General features: G+C 43.5%; 18 protein-coding genes. 5 read left to right on the top strand and 13 right to left on the bottom strand.

Annotated features, from left to right (window positions below; translation table 11 throughout):
- Positions 1 to 153: 153 nt before the first annotated feature.
- The 4 genes from A5882_RS07550 to A5882_RS07535 all read right to left on the bottom strand — a co-directional run bounded on the left by A5882_RS07550 (position 154) and on the right by A5882_RS07535 (position 4845).
- The gene (locus A5882_RS07550; protein WP_086372616.1) at positions 154 to 2517 is read right to left on the bottom strand and encodes an HAD-IC family P-type ATPase; all 2364 of its coding nucleotides are present in this window, start codon (positions 2515 to 2517) and stop codon (positions 154 to 156) included.
- 365 nt (positions 2518 to 2882) lie between these two features.
- Positions 2883 to 3614 carry a bifunctional 2-polyprenyl-6-hydroxyphenol methylase/3-demethylubiquinol 3-O-methyltransferase UbiG gene (locus tag A5882_RS07545; protein ID WP_034878066.1) on the bottom strand — a complete coding sequence of 244 codons (732 nt, stop codon included), beginning with the start codon at positions 3612 to 3614 and terminating at the stop codon, positions 2883 to 2885.
- A 274-nt stretch (positions 3615 to 3888) separates the two neighbouring features.
- Positions 3889 to 4401, bottom strand: coding sequence for a ClbS/DfsB family four-helix bundle protein (locus A5882_RS07540; protein ID WP_005232023.1), 513 nt, complete (start codon positions 4399 to 4401; stop codon positions 3889 to 3891).
- 27 nt (positions 4402 to 4428) lie between these two features.
- Positions 4429 to 4845: an effector binding domain-containing protein gene (locus A5882_RS07535; RefSeq protein WP_086372615.1), complete on the bottom strand. Its 417-nt coding sequence runs from the start codon at positions 4843 to 4845 to the stop codon at positions 4429 to 4431.
- 93 nt (positions 4846 to 4938) lie between these two features.
- Between A5882_RS07535 and A5882_RS07530 the strand changes: the two genes are divergently transcribed.
- From A5882_RS07530 to A5882_RS07520, 3 genes are all read left to right on the top strand, one after another.
- Positions 4939 to 5847 (top strand): YafY family protein, encoded by a 909-nt coding sequence (locus tag A5882_RS07530; protein ID WP_034878067.1) that lies wholly within the window; start codon positions 4939 to 4941, stop codon positions 5845 to 5847.
- Positions 5837 to 6406, top strand: coding sequence for a hypothetical protein (locus A5882_RS07525; protein WP_035006572.1), 570 nt, complete (start codon positions 5837 to 5839; stop codon positions 6404 to 6406). Before A5882_RS07530 ends, A5882_RS07525 begins: the two co-directional genes overlap by 11 nt.
- 98 nt (positions 6407 to 6504) lie before the next feature.
- Positions 6505 to 6966 (top strand): GNAT family N-acetyltransferase, encoded by a 462-nt coding sequence (locus tag A5882_RS07520; protein WP_008377933.1) that lies wholly within the window; start codon positions 6505 to 6507, stop codon positions 6964 to 6966.
- A 119-nt stretch (positions 6967 to 7085) separates the two neighbouring features.
- On the opposite strand, the gene A5882_RS07515 is transcribed toward A5882_RS07520, so the two are convergent.
- The 4 genes from A5882_RS07515 to A5882_RS07500 form a co-directional block, all read right to left on the bottom strand.
- A complete protein-coding gene (locus tag A5882_RS07515; RefSeq protein ID WP_086372614.1) occupies positions 7086 to 7928 on the bottom strand; it encodes a bifunctional 2-polyprenyl-6-hydroxyphenol methylase/3-demethylubiquinol 3-O-methyltransferase UbiG in 843 nt (280 codons plus the stop codon).
- A gap of 380 nt (positions 7929 to 8308) precedes the next feature.
- Positions 8309 to 9148, bottom strand: coding sequence for a MerR family transcriptional regulator (locus A5882_RS07510; protein ID WP_086372613.1), 840 nt, complete (start codon positions 9146 to 9148; stop codon positions 8309 to 8311).
- Between the two features lie 21 nt (positions 9149 to 9169).
- Complete coding sequence (locus A5882_RS07505; protein WP_016609706.1) at positions 9170 to 9910, bottom strand: ABC transporter permease; 741 nt, start codon at positions 9908 to 9910, stop codon at positions 9170 to 9172.
- The gene (locus A5882_RS07500) at positions 9907 to 10617 is read right to left on the bottom strand and encodes an ABC transporter ATP-binding protein (protein WP_176462031.1); all 711 of its coding nucleotides are present in this window, start codon (positions 10615 to 10617) and stop codon (positions 9907 to 9909) included. Before A5882_RS07500 ends, A5882_RS07505 begins: the two co-directional genes overlap by 4 nt.
- Positions 10618 to 10877: 260 nt before the next feature.
- Here A5882_RS07500 and A5882_RS07495 point away from each other — a divergent pair, with 260 nt between their 5' ends.
- Both A5882_RS07495 and A5882_RS07490 read left to right on the top strand, forming a co-directional pair.
- Positions 10878 to 11369, top strand: coding sequence for a PH domain-containing protein (locus tag A5882_RS07495; protein WP_034878068.1), 492 nt, complete (start codon positions 10878 to 10880; stop codon positions 11367 to 11369).
- Positions 11359 to 12828, top strand: coding sequence for a PH domain-containing protein (locus A5882_RS07490; protein WP_086372612.1), 1470 nt, complete (start codon positions 11359 to 11361; stop codon positions 12826 to 12828). The genes A5882_RS07495 and A5882_RS07490 overlap by 11 nt, the downstream gene beginning before the upstream one ends.
- 112 nt (positions 12829 to 12940) lie before the next feature.
- On the opposite strand, the gene A5882_RS07485 is transcribed toward A5882_RS07490, so the two are convergent.
- Genes A5882_RS07485 through A5882_RS07465 form a run of 5 tightly spaced genes read right to left on the bottom strand, consistent with a single transcriptional unit; the run spans position 12941 to position 18485 of the window.
- A complete protein-coding gene (locus A5882_RS07485; protein ID WP_086372611.1) occupies positions 12941 to 13903 on the bottom strand; it encodes a transketolase family protein in 963 nt (320 codons plus the stop codon).
- A gap of 3 nt (positions 13904 to 13906) precedes the next feature.
- Entirely contained in the window at positions 13907 to 14764 is an 858-nt protein-coding gene (locus tag A5882_RS07480) for a transketolase (RefSeq protein WP_005232060.1), read from the bottom strand.
- Between the two features lie 22 nt (positions 14765 to 14786).
- A complete protein-coding gene (locus tag A5882_RS07475; RefSeq protein WP_086299099.1) occupies positions 14787 to 16151 on the bottom strand; it encodes a PTS ascorbate transporter subunit IIC in 1365 nt (454 codons plus the stop codon).
- Between the two features lie 16 nt (positions 16152 to 16167).
- Positions 16168 to 16449, bottom strand: a complete 282-nt coding sequence (locus A5882_RS07470) for a PTS sugar transporter subunit IIB (RefSeq protein WP_005227537.1) — start codon at positions 16447 to 16449, stop codon at positions 16168 to 16170.
- Entirely contained in the window at positions 16446 to 18485 is a 2040-nt protein-coding gene (locus A5882_RS07465; protein WP_086299098.1) for a BglG family transcription antiterminator, read from the bottom strand. The genes A5882_RS07470 and A5882_RS07465 overlap by 4 nt, the downstream gene beginning before the upstream one ends.
- Positions 18486 to 18704 lie beyond the last annotated feature (219 nt).

Raw genomic sequence — 18704 nt, 5'->3', positions numbered from 1 at the left:
TTTCTGAAAAGGTCCCTTGGTTGATTGTACGGTATGAAACGAGTTTCATAGCAAGACTTAGACTCCTTGAAAATAAAAGAAATTTATTTATAAACAAAAACTGATTGCTTAGCAAGCTACAAGCGCTACTTAAGCAATCAGTTTTTCTACTGTTTACTGAATCATTTCTTTTGATAAGCTTTTACGTTTCTTCGTATACCTTCGCATCAGTAACTCGATGCCCTTATCCGCAAAGCGTTGCATATAGGCGGAAAAATTCAACAAGGCAATCAAGAGAATGAGGTTGAGATAGCTGGTATTGCCTAGGTTAAAGAGGTCACGACCGACGATCAAGGCAGCAAAGTACAAGATCTGGGTGCTGAAAAAAATCATCGTTCGATAGCTGTTGATAGCTGGATAGACTTTTTTCTGGATCAAGCGATAGTTCCAAGCGGTAAAAATAATGCTCATGATCGATAGAGCTTTGCTGCTACTGTTGAACCAATAGCCAAAGTTAATGATCAGCAGAGTTCCTACCGTAATCGTCAATGCTGTTGGAAAAGCATTTTTGAAAATCGTTGTCATAAATTCCCCTTTGATCCGATTGAAGTCTGGTTCAAAGTTTAAAAAGAAGGTCGGAATGCCGACAAAGCAGGCATTGATGATCGTTAATTGGATCGGCTCAAAAGGATATGTCGTTCCTGATAACAACGTCCCCATAGTGATCATGATGGAGAATAAGACTTGCACTAGCACCAATGAACCTGAGCGAGTAATGTTATTGATTACTCGGCGGCCTTCATCCATGACCGATGGCAAAGCATCGAATTGATTTTCCAAAAGCACCAAATTTGATACTTGACGCGCAGCATCGACACCGGAAGCCATCGCGATGGAACAGTCGGCTTCTTTCAGCGCCAAAACATCGTTGACGCCATCGCCAGTCATCGCGACAGTATGCCCTTGTTCTTTCAAGTAGAGTACCATTTCTTTCTTTTGTTGCGGCGTCACTCGACCAAAAATCTGATAGTTGCTGACAGCTTCTTTTAATTCGGCTGCAGTTAATTTTGATACATCGATAAAATCAGCAGCCCCTGGTAGATTGACTTTTTTCGCGATTTGACTGACTGTCACTGGATCATCGCCAGAGATGATCTTGCATTGGATTGCTTGTGAACGAAAATACTCTAAGGTCTCTTTGGCATCTTCACGGATCGTGTCTGACAGTAAATAAAATCCTAACGGTTCAATATCCGTCGGCAGTCCTGCCTCCTCATAGCCTTGCGCACTGTGCGCCAAAACGATCACCCGGTAGCCTTCTTCTGCCAGCTGTCTTTCCTGTTTTAAGACAGCTTCATGGTTGGTTCCCAGTAAAATCGACGCAGCTCCGATGAAATAAGTGCCTTGCCCTTCAAACGTGACGCAACTGAATTTGCGGTCAGATGAAAAGGGGACGACTTGCTGCATCTGGTACGTCGTTTTTTCTGAAAAAAAGGTTCGTAGCGCCATTGCCGTTGGGTTCTGATCGGGTAGCTGAGCCATTAAGTTGCCGGTGATTTCTGCCAACGGTGTTTCCGATTGTAAGGAAATCGTCTTTTCCACCGTCATCTTGCCTTCGGTGATCGTGCCGGTTTTGTCTAAGCAAAGAACATCGACCCGTGCCAAAGCATCAATGCAGTTCAATTCCTGCACCATCACTTTTTTGCGCGCCAGATAGACGGCACTGATGGTCAATGTGACACTGGTCAATAAAAACAAACCTTCGGGGAACATCCCTACAGCTGCCGCCACCGTCCGTAAGATGGCGGTGTTGAAAGCCGCATGAGAGAAATAGAACTGTTTGACAAACAAGAGGGTACATAACGGTACCAAAATCAAGCTGATCCAACGAATGATTTTATTCAAACTGCCTTGGATCAAGTATTTTTGTCGTTTGATGGTCTTGGCTTCTTTGTTGATTTTTGCGATATAGTTATCAGCGCCTACGTGGATCACTTGGCACAACGCTTCACCAGCAGTGATAAAACTGCCAGAAAACAACTCGTCTGCCGGCTGTTTGTGGATCGTATCCATTTCACCAGTCAGCAAGGATTCATTGACTTCTAAAGATCCTTGAATGACTTTGGCATCCGTCGGCACTTGATCCCCGCTTTTCAGTCGTAACACATCATCCATTACGAGTTTGTGGATCGGCAAATTCTCCAGCTTACCATCCCGATAAACATCGGCTTTGGCAACTTTTAGCAGTGCCAGCTTATCTAGCGTTCGTTTGGAACGAACTTCTTGAAAGAGATTGATGATCACATTGCTGAAGACAACAAAGACGAACAAACCGTTTTGATAAGAACCCGTCAAACAGACGAGAAAGAATAGGACACAGTTGATTAAATTGAAAAAGGTAAAGATATTGGTAAACAGGATTTTCGGGTACGTATTCGTCGTATCCTTTTTTGTCTTATTGACTTGACCGCGCTGCACCCGCGCCTTGACTTCCCCTGACGTTAAGCCAATGGTTTGGTTGTTTTCGATGATCCTCACCCTTTCTAATCATAGTCATTTACTTTTCGTTTGCTGAATATTCAGCAAACGTGCATCGGACTAGGTAATGGTTTTGCGTTTTTTCTATAAAACCAATTGGCGGCGATTGCGTAAGTTACGCCATCATCTATCGGCTTTTTTCCGTAAAAAACAAGTACTGTCTAAAATATAGCATACCCTTTTAAGTAATGGCGTTTCATTTTTGTCACCTTCGCGTCACTTTAGCAATTAAAATAACAGTTTATTTTGTTAACTCACCCCACTACACATCAAGCGATCACAGGCTTCATCGGTTGTTTCTTACGATGACACAAAACAAAAAAACAGCTGACCTTCACAGATCAACTGTTTAACAATTCTTTAAGTCAGCTTTTTCTAGCAGCTATTAGCAGCATCATTGGTCGGCGCATTTCGTCTTTCATTCCCGGTACTTCCAGTAATTCTTTTGGCGGCTGCGGCTCAATCACTTTTTCTAAAATGAAGCCGTTTTGCAATAAGGTCATTAAATAAGTTGTCAGGGTACGATGGTATTTGGTCACCGTTTCACCTAAAAATTGCGCTTCCCGCTTGCCTTCATAATAGTAATGATCGACTGGGAAATGCTGGATTTCCCCCTGCCTATCATACTGCCAATCTTGCGATCCTTCCGCAGTATAAACCGGATGCTCCACCGAAAATACGAGTACACCACCAGGTTTCAGCCAGACCGATATGCTTTTGATCAATGTTTCGAACGTTGCCACATAGTGAAACGCCAATGAACTTAAAACAACGTCTATTGTGGCTGGAGGAAGTGTCACTTCTTCCATTGCGACACATTGATACGTTATTTTCGGACCAGGGTTCCTTTTCTTGGCCTCCTCAAGCATCCGTTGAGAAATGTCAGTTCCTAGTACTGCTGCCGCTCCATGGTCTACAGCATATTGGCAATGCCATCCATACCCACAACCTAGATCAAGCACCTGCTTCTTTTTAAAATCCGGCAACATTTGTTTTAGCGTCTGCCATTCTCCAGCTCCTTGCAGGCCTTTTTGTGAACGAGTCATTTCACTGTATTTAGTAAAAAACGTTTGGTCATCATATTTGTTTTCTTTCATCATTTGTTCCTCCCATGTAAATCGTTTTTTGCTGGTCTTGATCTACATGGGCTTAGGCAATTTTTTGGGAAATAATGCCACCACACATCAGCTTTTTCCTCCTTGCTCTGATTAACGCCATCATAGCACGATTTTCAGTCTCTCACAATTGATAGCAAGTCGCTGGCGCTTCTTTGCCATTGTTTCTCAATAAACCGTTTTTTTATGTACAGCAAAAAATCACACTATGAAAAGGGTGTGATTTTCCTGTTCGATTCATTCATTTCTCTATTGATCAATGCAGTGCTTCCTTTTTCCATTTTCGGATTTTCGTTCGGAAATTGGTAAAGGGTGCTACTGTATTGATATGGATCCATTTATAGACTGGCCACTGTGCTTTGGTGGTTGCCCAATCCCGTTGCCCTGCTTCAAACAATTCCTGATCGGATAAGCCCTCGATCCACTGGCAAAGGGCCGTCACTTTTTGGTCTAAGAGCTCTTGCTGCTGTGCTAAGGTCAAACTGCCATATGTCTGATAAAAGGATTGATACAATCCGCCAAGGTTGTTCCATTTATACCCTTCAGCAGGTGTGTGAACGCTCATCCCTTGTTGTTCCTGTGCTTCCCATGACAATAACAAACTGACCCAGCCGATTTGGTAAGACAAGTTTTCTGAAGGCGTCTTATCGACCCCAGCTGTTCGCTGATTTCGTAACGCTTCGGGAATTTCAACAAATTCTTGGCGAAATTTTTGGTAACGTTCTGTGATCTCTTGGATCAAGTCTGCTTTGCTTTCGTACTGTCTCATTGACTGTCCTCCTATTCAGGAAAATGGTTACTCTTTGTCGCTTTCTTCAATGGCGATAAAAATCGTTACTTCGCCGTCTGGCGCATACTGTTCAAAATCAAAGGAATACTTGCGCTGTAGCTGCCGGTTTTCTTCCTCTGACCAGATTTGACGCCAAGTAGTCAGAATGCCCTGCGCATCGCGCCGATCGATCGGATACTTTTTCCAAGTAAATTTGTCTGTATCAAAGTCTTCTTGCTCCGTTTCTTCGCAACAAAGCGAAACGGCATAGTCTCCTTGATAGTTTGACTCATACCCGTGGTAAACGCAAGCGATGACTGTTCCTTTTTCTGCGGCTTTCTTGACCGCCTCGCTGTTTTTCTCCCATAAGCCAGTGATTTTTGCTTGAATCGCTGGATCAGTAAAATTATTGGTTCTTTCCGTTGCCATTATCGAAAATTTCATTGGAGTTCCTCCTTCTTTGTCTTTATGATACGATAGAAACCTAGACACCTTCTGTCAGTGTTTTATCATCTTTTTATAAAAGGAGTAACCCCAGTGAGCACGACACGCCTGTTCGGCCTTATCTACCACCTGTTGAATCATGAAAAAGCAACCACTTCTGAATTAGCCAAACAATTTGAAGTCTCGACTCGCACCATCACCAGAGATATCAATACCCTAAGCAGTATTGGCGTACCCATCTATACCGAAACGGGTCGAAATGGCGGCGTCTATTTGTTAAGCAGTTTTGTATTGGATAAAGTGTTATTATCAGAGGAAGAACGGAAAAACCTGCTTTTGGCGTTGAAAGGGATTCGCCAGCTGACGCCACAGATCAGCGGAGAATCATTGGCAAAACTGCAATCCTTATTCCAGCAAAACGATGCAGACTGGCTAGAAGTTGATTTTTCCACTTGGCATCGGCGAGAAAACGGCAACGACACGTTTGATTTATTAAAAAAGAGTATTTTAACGAACCACGTGATCACCTTTGACTATATCAGTAAACAGGGACCGCAAAAACGCGTCTGTCAGCCTTACAAACTGCTTTTTCGTTCGCAAGCATGGTATCTGCAAGCCTTCGACCAGCAAAAGAATGCCTTTCGGACATTTAAAATCAGCCGTATGAGTCAGGTCCACGTCACTGAACAGCATTTTTTTCCGGTCACTGCGCCTAATTCTGCCATTGAATTGACTGTTGACACCTATCCCGCTCGTCTATTCTTTCAAGCCGACGTTCTTTATCGGGTATATGATGAGTTCGATCATCAGGATATTACTTTGACGGAGGAAGGCACTGCTGTGGTTACCGTTGATTTACCCGAGGAAAGCTGGGTGGTGCCCTATTTGTTCTCTTTTGGAAAAAGCCTACGCATTTTAAGTCCCCCTCGACTAAAGAATCGTTACCAAGAAGAAGTTGCTGCGATTTATGCCAATTTGACTGAGAACGAGGGTGCGAACTGATTTTTCAAGAAATGGATCCCTATTGAAAGGAGTGTTTGATTTGAAAGAAGTGATCGTAGACTATGGCGGGGTTTCGCTAGCCCGCCTTTGCCAGCAGTTGGAAGAACAGCAGATTCACTTAAACGCGTATGCCAACCAGCTCTTGCGCCATCCCCACCTCTCCCTCAGTGCCGATAAACAGCGTACTACTTGTGTGATTGTTTCCCTTAAAGAACTGGGACTCACACAAGGTGGCTCGTTGACGGAGATTTTTGCAGCTGCACCTTCTTATGGACTGACCGATTGTACATTGGAAATGGCCTTACACTTTCGCCTCAGTTATCATCAACTGGCAAATAGCACCGGACTGAAATCCCAAGGAAAAGCGCCAGCTGCCGCAATCACGATCGCTTCTATGCCTTTGGAGAAAACCGATGATTTCCCCAAAGGATTCTACGTTCGCCGCATCGATGGTTGTGACTGGTTGCGAGGCTATACTTGCGATGCACGCCACCAGTTTGCACCGGATGACCTGTTTTTGTTTCAACGACGAGACCCGCTGTCAGAGACCTTCAACTGAAGGGGGAACAAATAGTTACCAATCAAGCGTCCCCATTTCCCCTTACTGCAATCATTCTGCAAGATAGGGAGAATCCAAAAGGACGAAAGGAGAAATAGATGAACTTAATACCAATGAAAGACAGCGACTACGCTGCCTACTTAGCCAATGCTGTTTTCGAATACGCCAATGACAAAATCCAAGCAGGCACATGGGCCAAAGACGAGGCCCTCTCCCTCGCCAAAGAAAGCTTTGCTTCTTTACTTCCTCAAGGGACTGCCACTGAAAACAATCACTTGTTTTCTTTATTTGCAGCTGATTTTAGTGAACCGATCGGGGTGATTTGGATCAACACAGCTGCCCAGAAAGCCTTCATCTATGACTTTATCATCGAGGAAGACCAGCGAGGAAAAGGCTATGGAACCAAAGCGTTACAAGCTTTGGAAAAGTGGGCGATCCAGCAAGGCATCACTGAGATCGGCTTGCACGTTTTTGCCCATAATCAATCTGCGTATCAGCTATACAAAAAAATGGGCTATTTGGAAACAGATATTACGATGGTTCGACGTTTCGCTGAATGAGTAGTGTTGAATAGGCCCGATCATTAGTACGAAAAAATTGATCGATCAGTTCCGAGCCAAACAAAAAGAAACGACAGAAAATCGTCGTTTCTTTTTTCTATTTACAGAAAACCACTCTTTCAGATAGGGAATGGTTTTTTCAGTAGCATCGCCATTGTCGAGCCTTCTTCGCTATAAGGACTGCCTTTGACATCACCGAATATCTCACAAATATCAAAACCGGCAACCCTAGCTTCTTTTATCAATGCATCTTTTGTAAAATAGGTCGTCCATAAATAATAATTTATGACCTCATCTTCTGCTAAAATCGTTGTTTGCTCCAGCAAGACGTGATCAGGATATTTCCATCGTTGATTCAGCACAAGATGGGGCTCCCCCCGCCAAAACCCTTCTGATTCGTGACTTTCCCAGGTCTGCTCTTCATTAAGCGTTAAAAACTGTGCAATCGTAAATACATCGAACAAAAATTTGCCACCCGGTTTTAGATGCGCCAGCACATTTTTTAGCAGTAGTTTGCGTTCCTCTGGATTTAAGGCACCATAGTCGCAATAAATCAAGGTAATAAAATCAAATTGCTGAGGCAATGCCATCTCCAAATAGTTATCAAATAGATAGGTAATATTTAGTTCCCGCTTATTCGCAGAATCTCTCGCATAGGCAAGGGATCTTCTGGAGTAATCAACGCCTGTCACTTCATAGCCCAGCGCTGCAAATTTTTCCGCGTAGATCCCTGGTCCGCAGCCGATATCAAGAAGTTGCGTCTGTTTTTCTGGCGAAACAAGGCGACTGATCCATCGAACGGATTCGTTGATAAAGTCAACCTTTCTACTAGCTCCCTCAAAATCAGGATCCAAATGAGCCTTTAACATTTGCTTGGAAATATACGCATCGTCCCAAAACGCCTCTGCCATTTTTTTATAGAGCGGTGGCCGCTCGATTGCCTTTCTCAATTCTTGGTACATCTTATTTTCCCCTTTCAAAATAATTGAAAAACAAAAAAGACCGCAGATTTCACTCTGCGGTCAACCTTCAAACGATGAAGATCAAAAAGCGAAGAGTAAAATAAAATCAATGATAGGCACTTCAAATAAAACTGCATGCAGTCAATTTTTTGCCTATGAAATTGATTTTATTTACTCTTTTCCAGTCCTACCCCTGTTAACGAAGGAATAACAGCAGATAGGCCGGAGCCATCACCTTTTTCTCTTGTTTTTCTGCTTTTAGTTTAGAAGGAGCCAGCCGATTTGTCAATGAGATTCGCCTGCTTTCCTTCGATAAAAGAAGTTCTTACTGCAATTCACACCTTGCCTAACAAAAAAACTGCATCAAACTACGTCTCTGCTTACTGTCGCCTGCTGATTTTTTCAACAGGAAGCTGGATCTCAGTCAGCCATTCCTCTTCACTTTCTTTCTTCCAAATGCCATCAATATAGCTTTCACGAAAAGGCCCTGTGATTCGATAGCCGTTATTTTCAGCAAACTGGATCACCGCAGCATAGGCTTTCGGAAACTCAGTGTAGGCTCCTTTATGGACCGTGCAAACTGCCTCTGGTACTTCTTCTATCTGCTTGAAGGTCAAATTCCCTTGATTATCTTTCATTTCTGTGACCGCTTCGCAAACTTCCACATCAATGTTTTCTTCTTTGTACTCGTTGTCATGATAGATAGTAAAGCAATATTCGGGCAATGCGCAGACGCAACCAGCTGTTTCCATCTGCAGCCCCATTTCTGGGATGATAGAAAACAACCGATCGAAGCTTGGCACGACCATTCTCATTGAAGCGACGATAACCGCTGGCAAACGTTTAACGATCATTTGGTAATTGGCTTCTTCCTGTTGCAAATACCCTTCGATCTGCGTGAGCATCGCCATCCGTTCCGTGATCTCTCTCATCAGTTGCTGTCTCTTGCGATGCAGTATTCGCCTTTCGCTTTCTCCTGCTTGCACTTGTTTGATTTCATCGATGTTATACCCCATTCTGCGTAAAGCTAATAACCGATGCAATGGTGCCAACTGACTAGAGATATAATAGCGATACCCATTATCTCGATCGATAAAATGGGGCTTAAGCAGCCCCACCTCATCATAATAACGCAGTGTTTTTATCGTCACTTGATTCATTTTAGAAAACATGCCGATTCGATACAGCTTATCTGGTGTTTTTTCACATTCTTGTGTCATAACTCTTTCCTCCGTTTCCTGTTATTCCCAACGGAAAAGCTTAACTGCCAAACCAAATCCTATGATCGTCACCACTGTCAATAGAAAAAGAATGAATCGAGGGTCACCGATTGGTTGATCGAGACTCACACTCTTTAACAATTTAACGCCTTGTGTCAATGGCAGAACATTAGCGACTTTTTGCACACCTTCTGGAAAGAGCTCAAAGGGAATCACTGCCCCAGAAAGAAACAACATGGGAAAATAAACCACTGTGCATACGAGATTGGCAATCTTGATATTTTTACACAAACTAGCAATCAATAGTCCTAGGCTATACATGGCAATCATAACGAAAAAATAGCTAGCTATCAATACTATCCAGCTGCCTTTCATTTGATAGTCGAGAAATACCACCGACACGAATGCGACACCTATCGCTGAGAGTAGTGCAGTCGCTGCAGCTACTACCACTTGAGCCGCAATCAGATGAACTGGAGAAGCTGGGGTAACAAAAAAGTGTTTCAAAATCTTTTTGTCTCGATAATCACAGATAGTTAACGGAATCCCCATAAAGGCTGTTGCGCAAATCCCCACCACCAGCAACGAAGCAAAACTGCCCTCTTGAAATGTATATGAAGTAGCACCAATCACTTTCTCTCCACCGATCATATTCGTCAAAAACAGGACGACCAGCGGCATGCCAATGCCAAAGACGATCCCATCAATTCCTCGCAACGCTAACTTTCCTTCAATTTTTGCTAGTTTCATTACTTTGCTCATTCTATCTCCTCCCCTACAAACCAAAGATATGCCTCTTCAAGTTTTTGCTGACCGCTTCGTTTTAACAGCTCCTTCGTGCTGCCTTCAACTACCTTGCGCCCATGAGCGATGATGCATAGCCGATCACAAAGAATCTCCGCCTCCTCCATATAGTGGGTCGTCAATAGAATCGTCATTTGTGCTTCTTTTAGTTTGAGGAGCGTTTGCCAGACACTTCTCCGTGCTTTTGTATCCAGTCCCGTTGTCAATTCATCCAAAAAAATCACCTCGGGATTCGGGATCAACGCGAGTACAATTGAAAGCTTTTGTTTTTCCCCACCAGAAAGTTTGTCGATGAATTGCGATTCGAATGGTTCCAGCTGAAACAAACGCAAAAGCTCTTGATAGTCTTGAGGCTGTCGATACAAGAGCGTCATCTCTTTGCACAATTCTCCGACGCGAATATTGTTCTGATAACTTGAAGATTGAAGCTGTACCCCCACTTTTTCAAATACCTCACGTCGCTTTTTTTGAGGATCTGATCCGAGAATTTTGACAGAACCTTCCTCTGGTGTTTTGATACCTAAAATTGTTTCAATCGTTGTTGTTTTTCCTGCTCCATTTGGTCCTAATAAGCCGAACACCTCGCCTTTTTTTACGGTGAAGGTAAGTTGATCAATAATTTTCCGACCGTTGATTTTCTTAGATAGCTCGGCAACCTCAATCATTTTTTCCACAGCAATCGCCCCTTTCTACTAAAGCATACTGTCTCCTCCTGAGGGAGAGTCAATAGCCTACTTGCCTTTTTTCATGACGAACAACCCCATACTCATTGGTTAGCTAAAAGCGGCTTTTTCTTTTTGTTCGATAGAGCTACACTATTTAAATCACAATTAACTATTTTTAATTTCTAAGCTTGTTTTTTTCTTCTATCTCCACTATATTTGTGGGTAACCCTATTTATTTCTATGTAGAGAGGATGTTTCCCTTGAATTATCCCTTATTAAATGAACAAATGCCTCAAACCATCATTCGTGTTTGGCGGTTGCGAAGGATTACGTCACTGATTATTTTCAGCCTGATTTTCGCTGCTTCTTTTTGGTTTCTAGCCACGCAAAACTGGCTGCATTTCTGGGTGATCACCCTTTGGTCAAGCTTATTGGCGCTGACTTTGATCAGCCATCTGCTTTCTTTTGTGCTAATGAGCTACCGTTACAAATTCCATCGCTACGAGATCCAAGAAAATGATATCGCCATTCAACACGGCTATCTATTCCGCAGCACCACGTATATTCCGATCCGCCGAATCCAGCATATCGAAACAGACCAAGGGATCTTTTTGCGAAAATACTCCTTAGTCTCCTTACAGATCCATACGGCTGCCACCAACCACACCATTGAAGGCCTACCAGTGGCGCAAGCCGAACGCTTGCGAGAAACCATTATGACTTTAGTCGAGGTGGTCAAAGATGATCTATGAAAAACAACGACTGCCGTTGCTGTGCATTGGACTTTACTGGTTCAAAAATTGCAAAAATTTTCTGGTACTAGCGTTTCTGCTTGTATTCAAATTATTCAACGACGCCCCTTCTTTGCCGATGATTCTGGGCGGCATTCTGCTATTTTTACTGGTCTGTCTGATTTTTGCGGTACTGTCTTACACCCGCTTTACCTTTCAAATCGATCAAACAAGTGTGCTAGTCAACAAAGGACTCTTTATCCAAAAACAAACGATTTTGCCGTTTGAACGCATTCAAACGATTCAAGAGAATCATTACTTTTATTTACGTCCGTTTAAACTAGCTGAAGTAAAGTTGGAAAGCGCCGCAAGTTCGAGTGGCGAAGCCGAAATTCTTTTCCCAGCGTTGCCGCTGGCTCTCATTGCCTCCATCGAAGCGTCAAAAAAAGCGGCTGCGACACCACAAGAGCCGACTGCCCAAGCAGCTAGTGGAGAAGAACCAACCAATAATTACGCTACTGTTTTTTCGGGTGAGGAAACAGCAAATCCGCCGTTAGAAACATTCACTTTGAAATTCAAGGAGATTTTCTTGTTTTCTATCACTGATTTTTCTGTTTTCACCTTGGTTCTAGTCATCGGCTACAACGTGATCGACAACATTCCCAATCTCTTTACCTATGCATCGGAATTGCAACAACTCGGCCTTTTATTAGGTGCTGCGCTTTTGCTGGGGCTGTTAATTTTGTTTTTCTTCCTTGCGATCGCTAGAAATCTTTTCCGTTATTATGGCTTTACGGTGGAAACGAACCAACAACAGCTGCTGATCACGCAAGGCTTGTTTTCTAAACGACACCAAACGATTCCCCTCGCTAGGATCCAAGGGCTAAGTGTCGAACAAAATCTTTATCGCCGAATCTTTCATCTAAGCTCCGTCAAGTTACTGCTGGCTGCTGGCAGTTCTTCAGAAAGCGATGATACGGTCTATCTGTTCCCCATTTTGAAAGAGGCGCAGCTGACCGAAACATTGGCCCGCTTTTTACCTGAATGGTCGTTTCAACAAACCGCTCTAGTGAAAAATCCGCGACCCAACTTTTGGTACTTTTGCCGTTGGCCACTGCTTATCGGGCTGCTTGTTGTAGGAATCTCCGCCTTCTTTTTCTGGTGGTTAGCGCTGATTTTCTTCGTGTCCTTTGGCTCCTTCGTGTTATCAAGCATCTGGCGGGGCAAAATACAAGGGTATCAATTTTTAGATAACCATGTATTGTTGTGTCAAACGATTCGCGGCTTAACAAAGGTGACCGCTTATCTGAAGAAAAATAAAATCCAAGATTTCACCGTCACCACGACGTATTGGCAGCACAAAAAAGGTCTGGGCAAGTCACAGTTGACCATCAAAACCGAAGATACCTTCACCGAAAGTAAGCTGTTCTACTTCCCATTAACCGAAGCAGAAAAGTTACGGCGCTGGTTTTTGTCATAGTTCATAAAAAAACGTCAAACAGCAGAACTGACGCGTTGTTTGACGTTTTTCGCAAGACCTGAAATAAATGAGAAGGAAGCACCAACCATTGATTCGTTGATGCTTCCTTTTTCTATCCCCTGACCTTCCCCTCGACGATTTGCTGCTTGATTGAAGCAGCATCTAAGCCATATTCTTTTTGCAGGAAATCGGGTGTGCCGACTTGGCCAAATCGTTCGTTGACACCAATACGTTTTAAGGGAACAGCACTGCCAGTTTCAGCAAGCACTTCGGCGACGGCACTCCCTAGTCCACCGGTGATAGAATGATTTTCGATGGTGATGACTTGCCGTTTTCCCTGAACTTCGCGGATGATCAATTCTTTATCGATCGGTTTGATGGTGAACATGTCGATCACTTCGCAGCTGATTCCTATTTCTGCTAATTCTTCTGCCACTTGCAGTGTTTCAGAAACCAGTTGGCCACTGGCAATCAACAACAGTTCATCGCCTGGTCTTAAAACATTGCCTTTCCCTAGTTCAAAGGTCGAGCCTTTTTCATAAATCGTTGGAACAGCTTTCCGATTGCCTCGTACGTAATGAACGCCGGATAATTGGCTAAAGGTTTTTATGATCCACGCCATTTGGACTTCATCCGCTGCATCGCAGACGATCGATTGGGGAATCATTCGCATCAAAGCCACATCTTCCCATGTCGTATGGGTGCCGCCGTTGTGTCCGACTGCAAACCCCGGATCAGAACCGTAAATATTGATCGTATTGCCGCCATAGCCGCCAGAAATAAACAGCTGATCGAATACCCGGCGCGTTGCAAATGGCCCAAAAGTGTGGATAAAAGGTGTATAGCCAGTTAAACTCAAGCCAGCAGCGACGCCAACCATATTGGCTTCCGCGATCCCCATGTTGATAAAGCGTTGGGGATGTTTGTTGGCAATCGCTGTCCAGCCGCTGGCAGAGCCAAGGTCGGCATCCAACGCAACTAGCTGGTTATTTTCATCCATGAGTTCCACCAATGTGTCAACGACACATGTTCGCAGCTCTTTACCAGCAGCAGTGGTTTTGCTTAATGTAAACATGCCTTAGCGTCCTCCTTCGATTTTTATCGTCAATTCTTTGATTGCCGCTTCTGCCGCTTGATTGATTTCATCCGTGGTAAACTTCACGGAGTGATTGGCATCTAATTCTTCAAAGAAAGGAATGCCTTGTCCTTTCACGCTGTCCAAGACAATGCAAACCGCTTGGTCTTCGATCGCTTTGCAGCGCTCGATTGCCTCATCAATGGCTTGCATGTCTGCTCCTGGAACTTTTTCTGTATAAAAGCCAAATGCAGTCATCTTCTGCTGGATGTCAAAGGGATCAAGAATGTCTTTGGTTGGCCCATCTAGCTGTTTTTTATTGTCATCAATAATGACGATACAGTGATTCAGTTTGAAGTGGGCAATGTATTGGAAGGCTTCCCAGCACTGTCCTTCATTTAGTTCGCCGTCCCCGACGATCAAATAAACAAAATTGTCCTTCCCTGCCAAGCGCAGACCCGTCGCGATCCCGGCAGCCATTGAAGTCCCCTGCCCCAGTGAACCTGTGGTGGCATCAACCCCCGGCGTTTTCCAGCGATCCGGATGGGAAGGCAGTCTCGTGCCGCCCTCATTGATCGTCCATAACCACGACCGATCAAAATAGCCCGTATTTGCTAATGCGCTGTACAGTGCGGCGCCAGCATGTCCTTTTGATAAAACGAGTCGGTCACGATCCGCCCACTGTGGATCTTGTGGATTGACCCGCAGCTGTTTGCCGTACAAAACGGCTAATAATTCAACAATTGAAAAGGAACCGCCCAGATGGCCTTGCCCCATTTTCTTGATGCTGCAAAGGGTATCTAAACGAATCTTTGCCGCTAATCTTTCGAGTTCGTGGTATTCTTGTTCACTGATTGCCACTATTTATCCCTCCATCCTCTATTTATTCAGAAACAGATTTTGCCCGGCTGTTTTTCTTGAAAATCGTCAATCCGATCAAGACCGCGACTACCGCAATTATCCCTGAGAAGATGGCGATTTGACCGCCCATATTGGCTAAGTTTCCTAGGAAGATCCCTGCAACTCCATAGTCGGTATCAGAGAAAGTTGATCCTTGGAACCCAAGATCCCCCATGACTGGCATCAACAAGATCGGCATGAAGCTGATAATGATCCCATGAATAAAGGAACCAATCACGGCGCCTCGCACACCACCCGTTGCATTGCCGTAAACACCTGCTGTTGCGCCACAGAAGAAATGGGGCACGACACCTGGAATAATAACGGTTGTTCCTGTGAAGACCATGATGATCAAACTAACGATCCCACCGACAAAGCTGGTTAGAAAACCAATCAGAACAGCATTTGGCGCATAAGGAAAGACGATCGGGCAATCCAATGCAGGAATCGCATTAGGAACAAGCTTTTCGGAAATCCCTTTAAAGGCTGGTACGATTTCTGCCAAAATCAGACGGACACCAGCTAAAATCACAAAGACACCAGCGGCAAACGAACCAGCTTGCTGCAACGAATAAATGATCGAGTTCGTGCCATTGCTAAGATTTTCTGTAATAAATTCACTCCCAGCAAAAATTGCTACGATCACGTATACAATAGCCATCGTAATCGTGATACTAACAGTAGAGTCCCGCAAGAAAGACAGGCCTTTCGGAAAATTGATGTCTTCGGTAGATTTTTCCTTATTGCCGACGTATTTCCCAATCAACCCGCTCAATGCGTAGCCGAAGTTCCCCGTATGCCCCAATGCGACGGAATCATTTTTAGTAATTTCTCGAGTAAACGGTTGTGCGATCGCTGGGAAAATCGTGTTACAGATCCCTAACGCTAAGCCGCCAAATAAAACTAGATTAAAAGTATTCATTCCAGTAACGCTCAAAATCACCGCAATCATGCAAGCCATATACAACGTGGCATGCCCAGTCAAATAAATGTATTTAAAGCGAGTGATACGGGCAATCAAAATATTGAAGGCCATTCCGGCTAACATAATAAGTGCGGTATAGGTGCCGTATGTCGTCAACGCTAGCGCAACGATCGCTTCGTTATTAGGTACGACCCCTTGCATGTTAAAGGCTGCTTGGAACATCTCCCCAAATGGCGCCAGAGAGCTTTCGATCACCCCAGCCCCGGCAGTGACCACGAGAAACCCAACAAAGGTTTTGATGCCCCCTTTGACGATCGTGGCAATGTCTTTTTTCTGCAGCACATTCCCCAAAACGGCGATCAGCGCAACTAAGATCGCTGGGGTACTCGCGATATCAACAAGAATATCTAAAAATTCGTTCATGACTGTCTACTCCTTTTTATAGTAATCCTTTTTCCTGACAAACGGCTTGAACCTTTTGCTTCAATTCATCGAGATCGATAATACTGTCTAACACCACGATCTCACCTAGATGCTGCGCACTATCGGCTAAATCGCCACCAACAAAGAAAACATCCGCCATATCGGGTGCGGCACTTCCTAAATCATAATGGGACACTTCCACACCTGAGACACCCAATTCATTTAAAACAGAATTGATATTCATCTCCACCATAAAACTTGATCCTAATCCTGACCCACACACTGCTGCAAATTTCATTTTTCATCTTCTCCTTCTCTGATCACTTCAATTATTTGATCCGCAGTGGTTGCGGAAAGTAACGCAGTTAGTTTTTCATTATTCGACAAAATTTTTGTTAAACTCGCTAACGCTTTTAGATGGAGCTCATTGTCAACCGCCGCCAAACATATAAACACTTGAATGGGGTGTTGCGGATCATCATTTAAAAGCACTGGCTCTTTGACTTTTAATAACGACATCCCGATCGCATTGACCCCATCTTCTGGACGCGCATGGGGCAAAGCGATGCCTTTTCCAATATGGATAAAAGGACCGTGATCTACCACTTTATTGATCATGGCGGTTATATACTGTTCCTCAATTTTATTGGTCTTTTTTAATGGCGCAGCAGCTTCTCGAATGGCTTCTTGCCAAGTCAGCGGCACCTCAGTAAATTGGATGGTTTCTGCTGTTAATAAATCTGATAACATCGGACGTTGGTCTTCCCTTCTATTCAATTCTCGATTGATTTTTCTTTGCAAAATTTTTCTCAGCTTTTGCTTACTGATGCCTGCTTTTAAATCAACATAGGGCAAAATCACTTCTAACACATCGTCAATGGAATGCAAACCAGTTTTTGAAGGAAAGAATGCCGCTTGTACGTTTCTAAGCAGTTCATCCTTCTCAATGGGCGTCATAATCGGATTGATCACATAACATGGTCGTTTGGTTTTGATCGGGGCACTGGAAAAAATCAGATCAATCTCGTCATTGAAACGAACATTTTCATACTCTTCGATCGAACGAGCCGGAAAAAAATGGATCTGGGGAAACAGTTCCTTTAATTCTGATTCCAAAATCAAGGATGAACTGATGCCGCTTGGGCAGACAACTAATGCATTCAATTGGAAGTAATCACGTTTGGCCTTTTGTTTACTGATTTCTCCACCAAACAAAATCGTAAAATAACCGATTTCTTCATCAGGGATCGTACCGACTAGGTCTTCTAAAGAACCCAGTGCTCGTCTCGTCAGTTCAAACAACTCATTGTATTGCAGCTTGATTTCTTCAATCAGTACATTCTCCAGTGGAAAACCGTAGCGGATTCGAAAATACGCCGGGACAAGATGATAGAATGTGTTCATCAAAAGGGTGCGATAGTCCACAAACTCGATAGCTGCCAGCCGTTCCATTTCATGAATGATCTTACTGGCACATTCCAATAAAAACTCTAATGAAGTATCTTCGATATCTCCTTGCAGAATCGTTTTCAACAGGATCGTTACATAAAGTTCTTCTGTTTTCCGATCTTTGATGGCAGGAAATTCTGCTAAAAACTGCTGACTAACTTGATGGACATGCAGCGACTGTAGCAGCGATGTTTCTGTCTCCGCTAAAGAAACAGACGTTTCTGCCATCCGAAAGGATAAATAATTAAGAAAATAAAGCATTTCTTCGAAGCGGCTCGGTACGATCACCAGATTGAAGGCAGTCAATGTTGCGGACAAACGATCTCTTATTTGAATATACATCGTTTTATTCTGCTCATAGATTCCCTCAAATAAAAGCAAATTCCCATTTTTCGTATTGGATAACGCACTGACTTTTCGAAAAGCAAGAGCGCGAATCTGATATTCCTCTCCCTCTAGATAAAAGCCATATTTTCGAGAGTACAATAGTTGAATCTTGAAAGCTGCAAGTTCCTCTCTGATCCCCTTTAAATCCTTCAAAATCGTATTTTTACTGACATAGAACAGCTCTTGAAACTGGTAGACGGATAAGTCTTTCTCTGCTGAAAAAGTCAGAAGATAAATCAAGGACCGCCGCTCTTCTTCCGAAAAAAACAACGTGTTCTTCTGGACATCGAAAAGAATTTCCGCCCATTTTCGTTGAATCAGCGAAGGAATCAAAACTTCTCCCTCATGCATCGTGATTCGTTGATTCAACCGCTGTTCAGTGATTTGATTGATCTTGGCAATCTCCGCCAGAAATTCCTCATCCCTCCACTTCGTCAACTGAAGAAACGCCTCAATATTTGGTTCTGAAAACAGATACGTCAATTTGAAATGAATCATATTTGCTACCCCCACCTAAACTATAGCTTGCACAAAATGAAATCGCCATCATTTCTCGGCACAACTGAAACTCCGTTTTTTTTAAACGATGGACCGAAGAGGAGATTTCAAGGATTACCATAACATCCAATAAAGTATTCGAGAAGGTTTTATTGATAGAAGCAAATGATAAAAAATACAACATTAAAAAAAGCGAATCATTTACTGATTCGCTTAGAT

It is taken from the genome of Enterococcus sp. 4E1_DIV0656, from assembly GCF_002140695.1.
GTDB classification, from domain to species: Bacteria; Bacillota; Bacilli; order Lactobacillales; family Enterococcaceae; genus Enterococcus_D; species Enterococcus_D entomosocium.
Note: the sequence above shows the minus strand (reverse complement) of the source record. Positions and strands in the feature narration are given on the sequence as shown.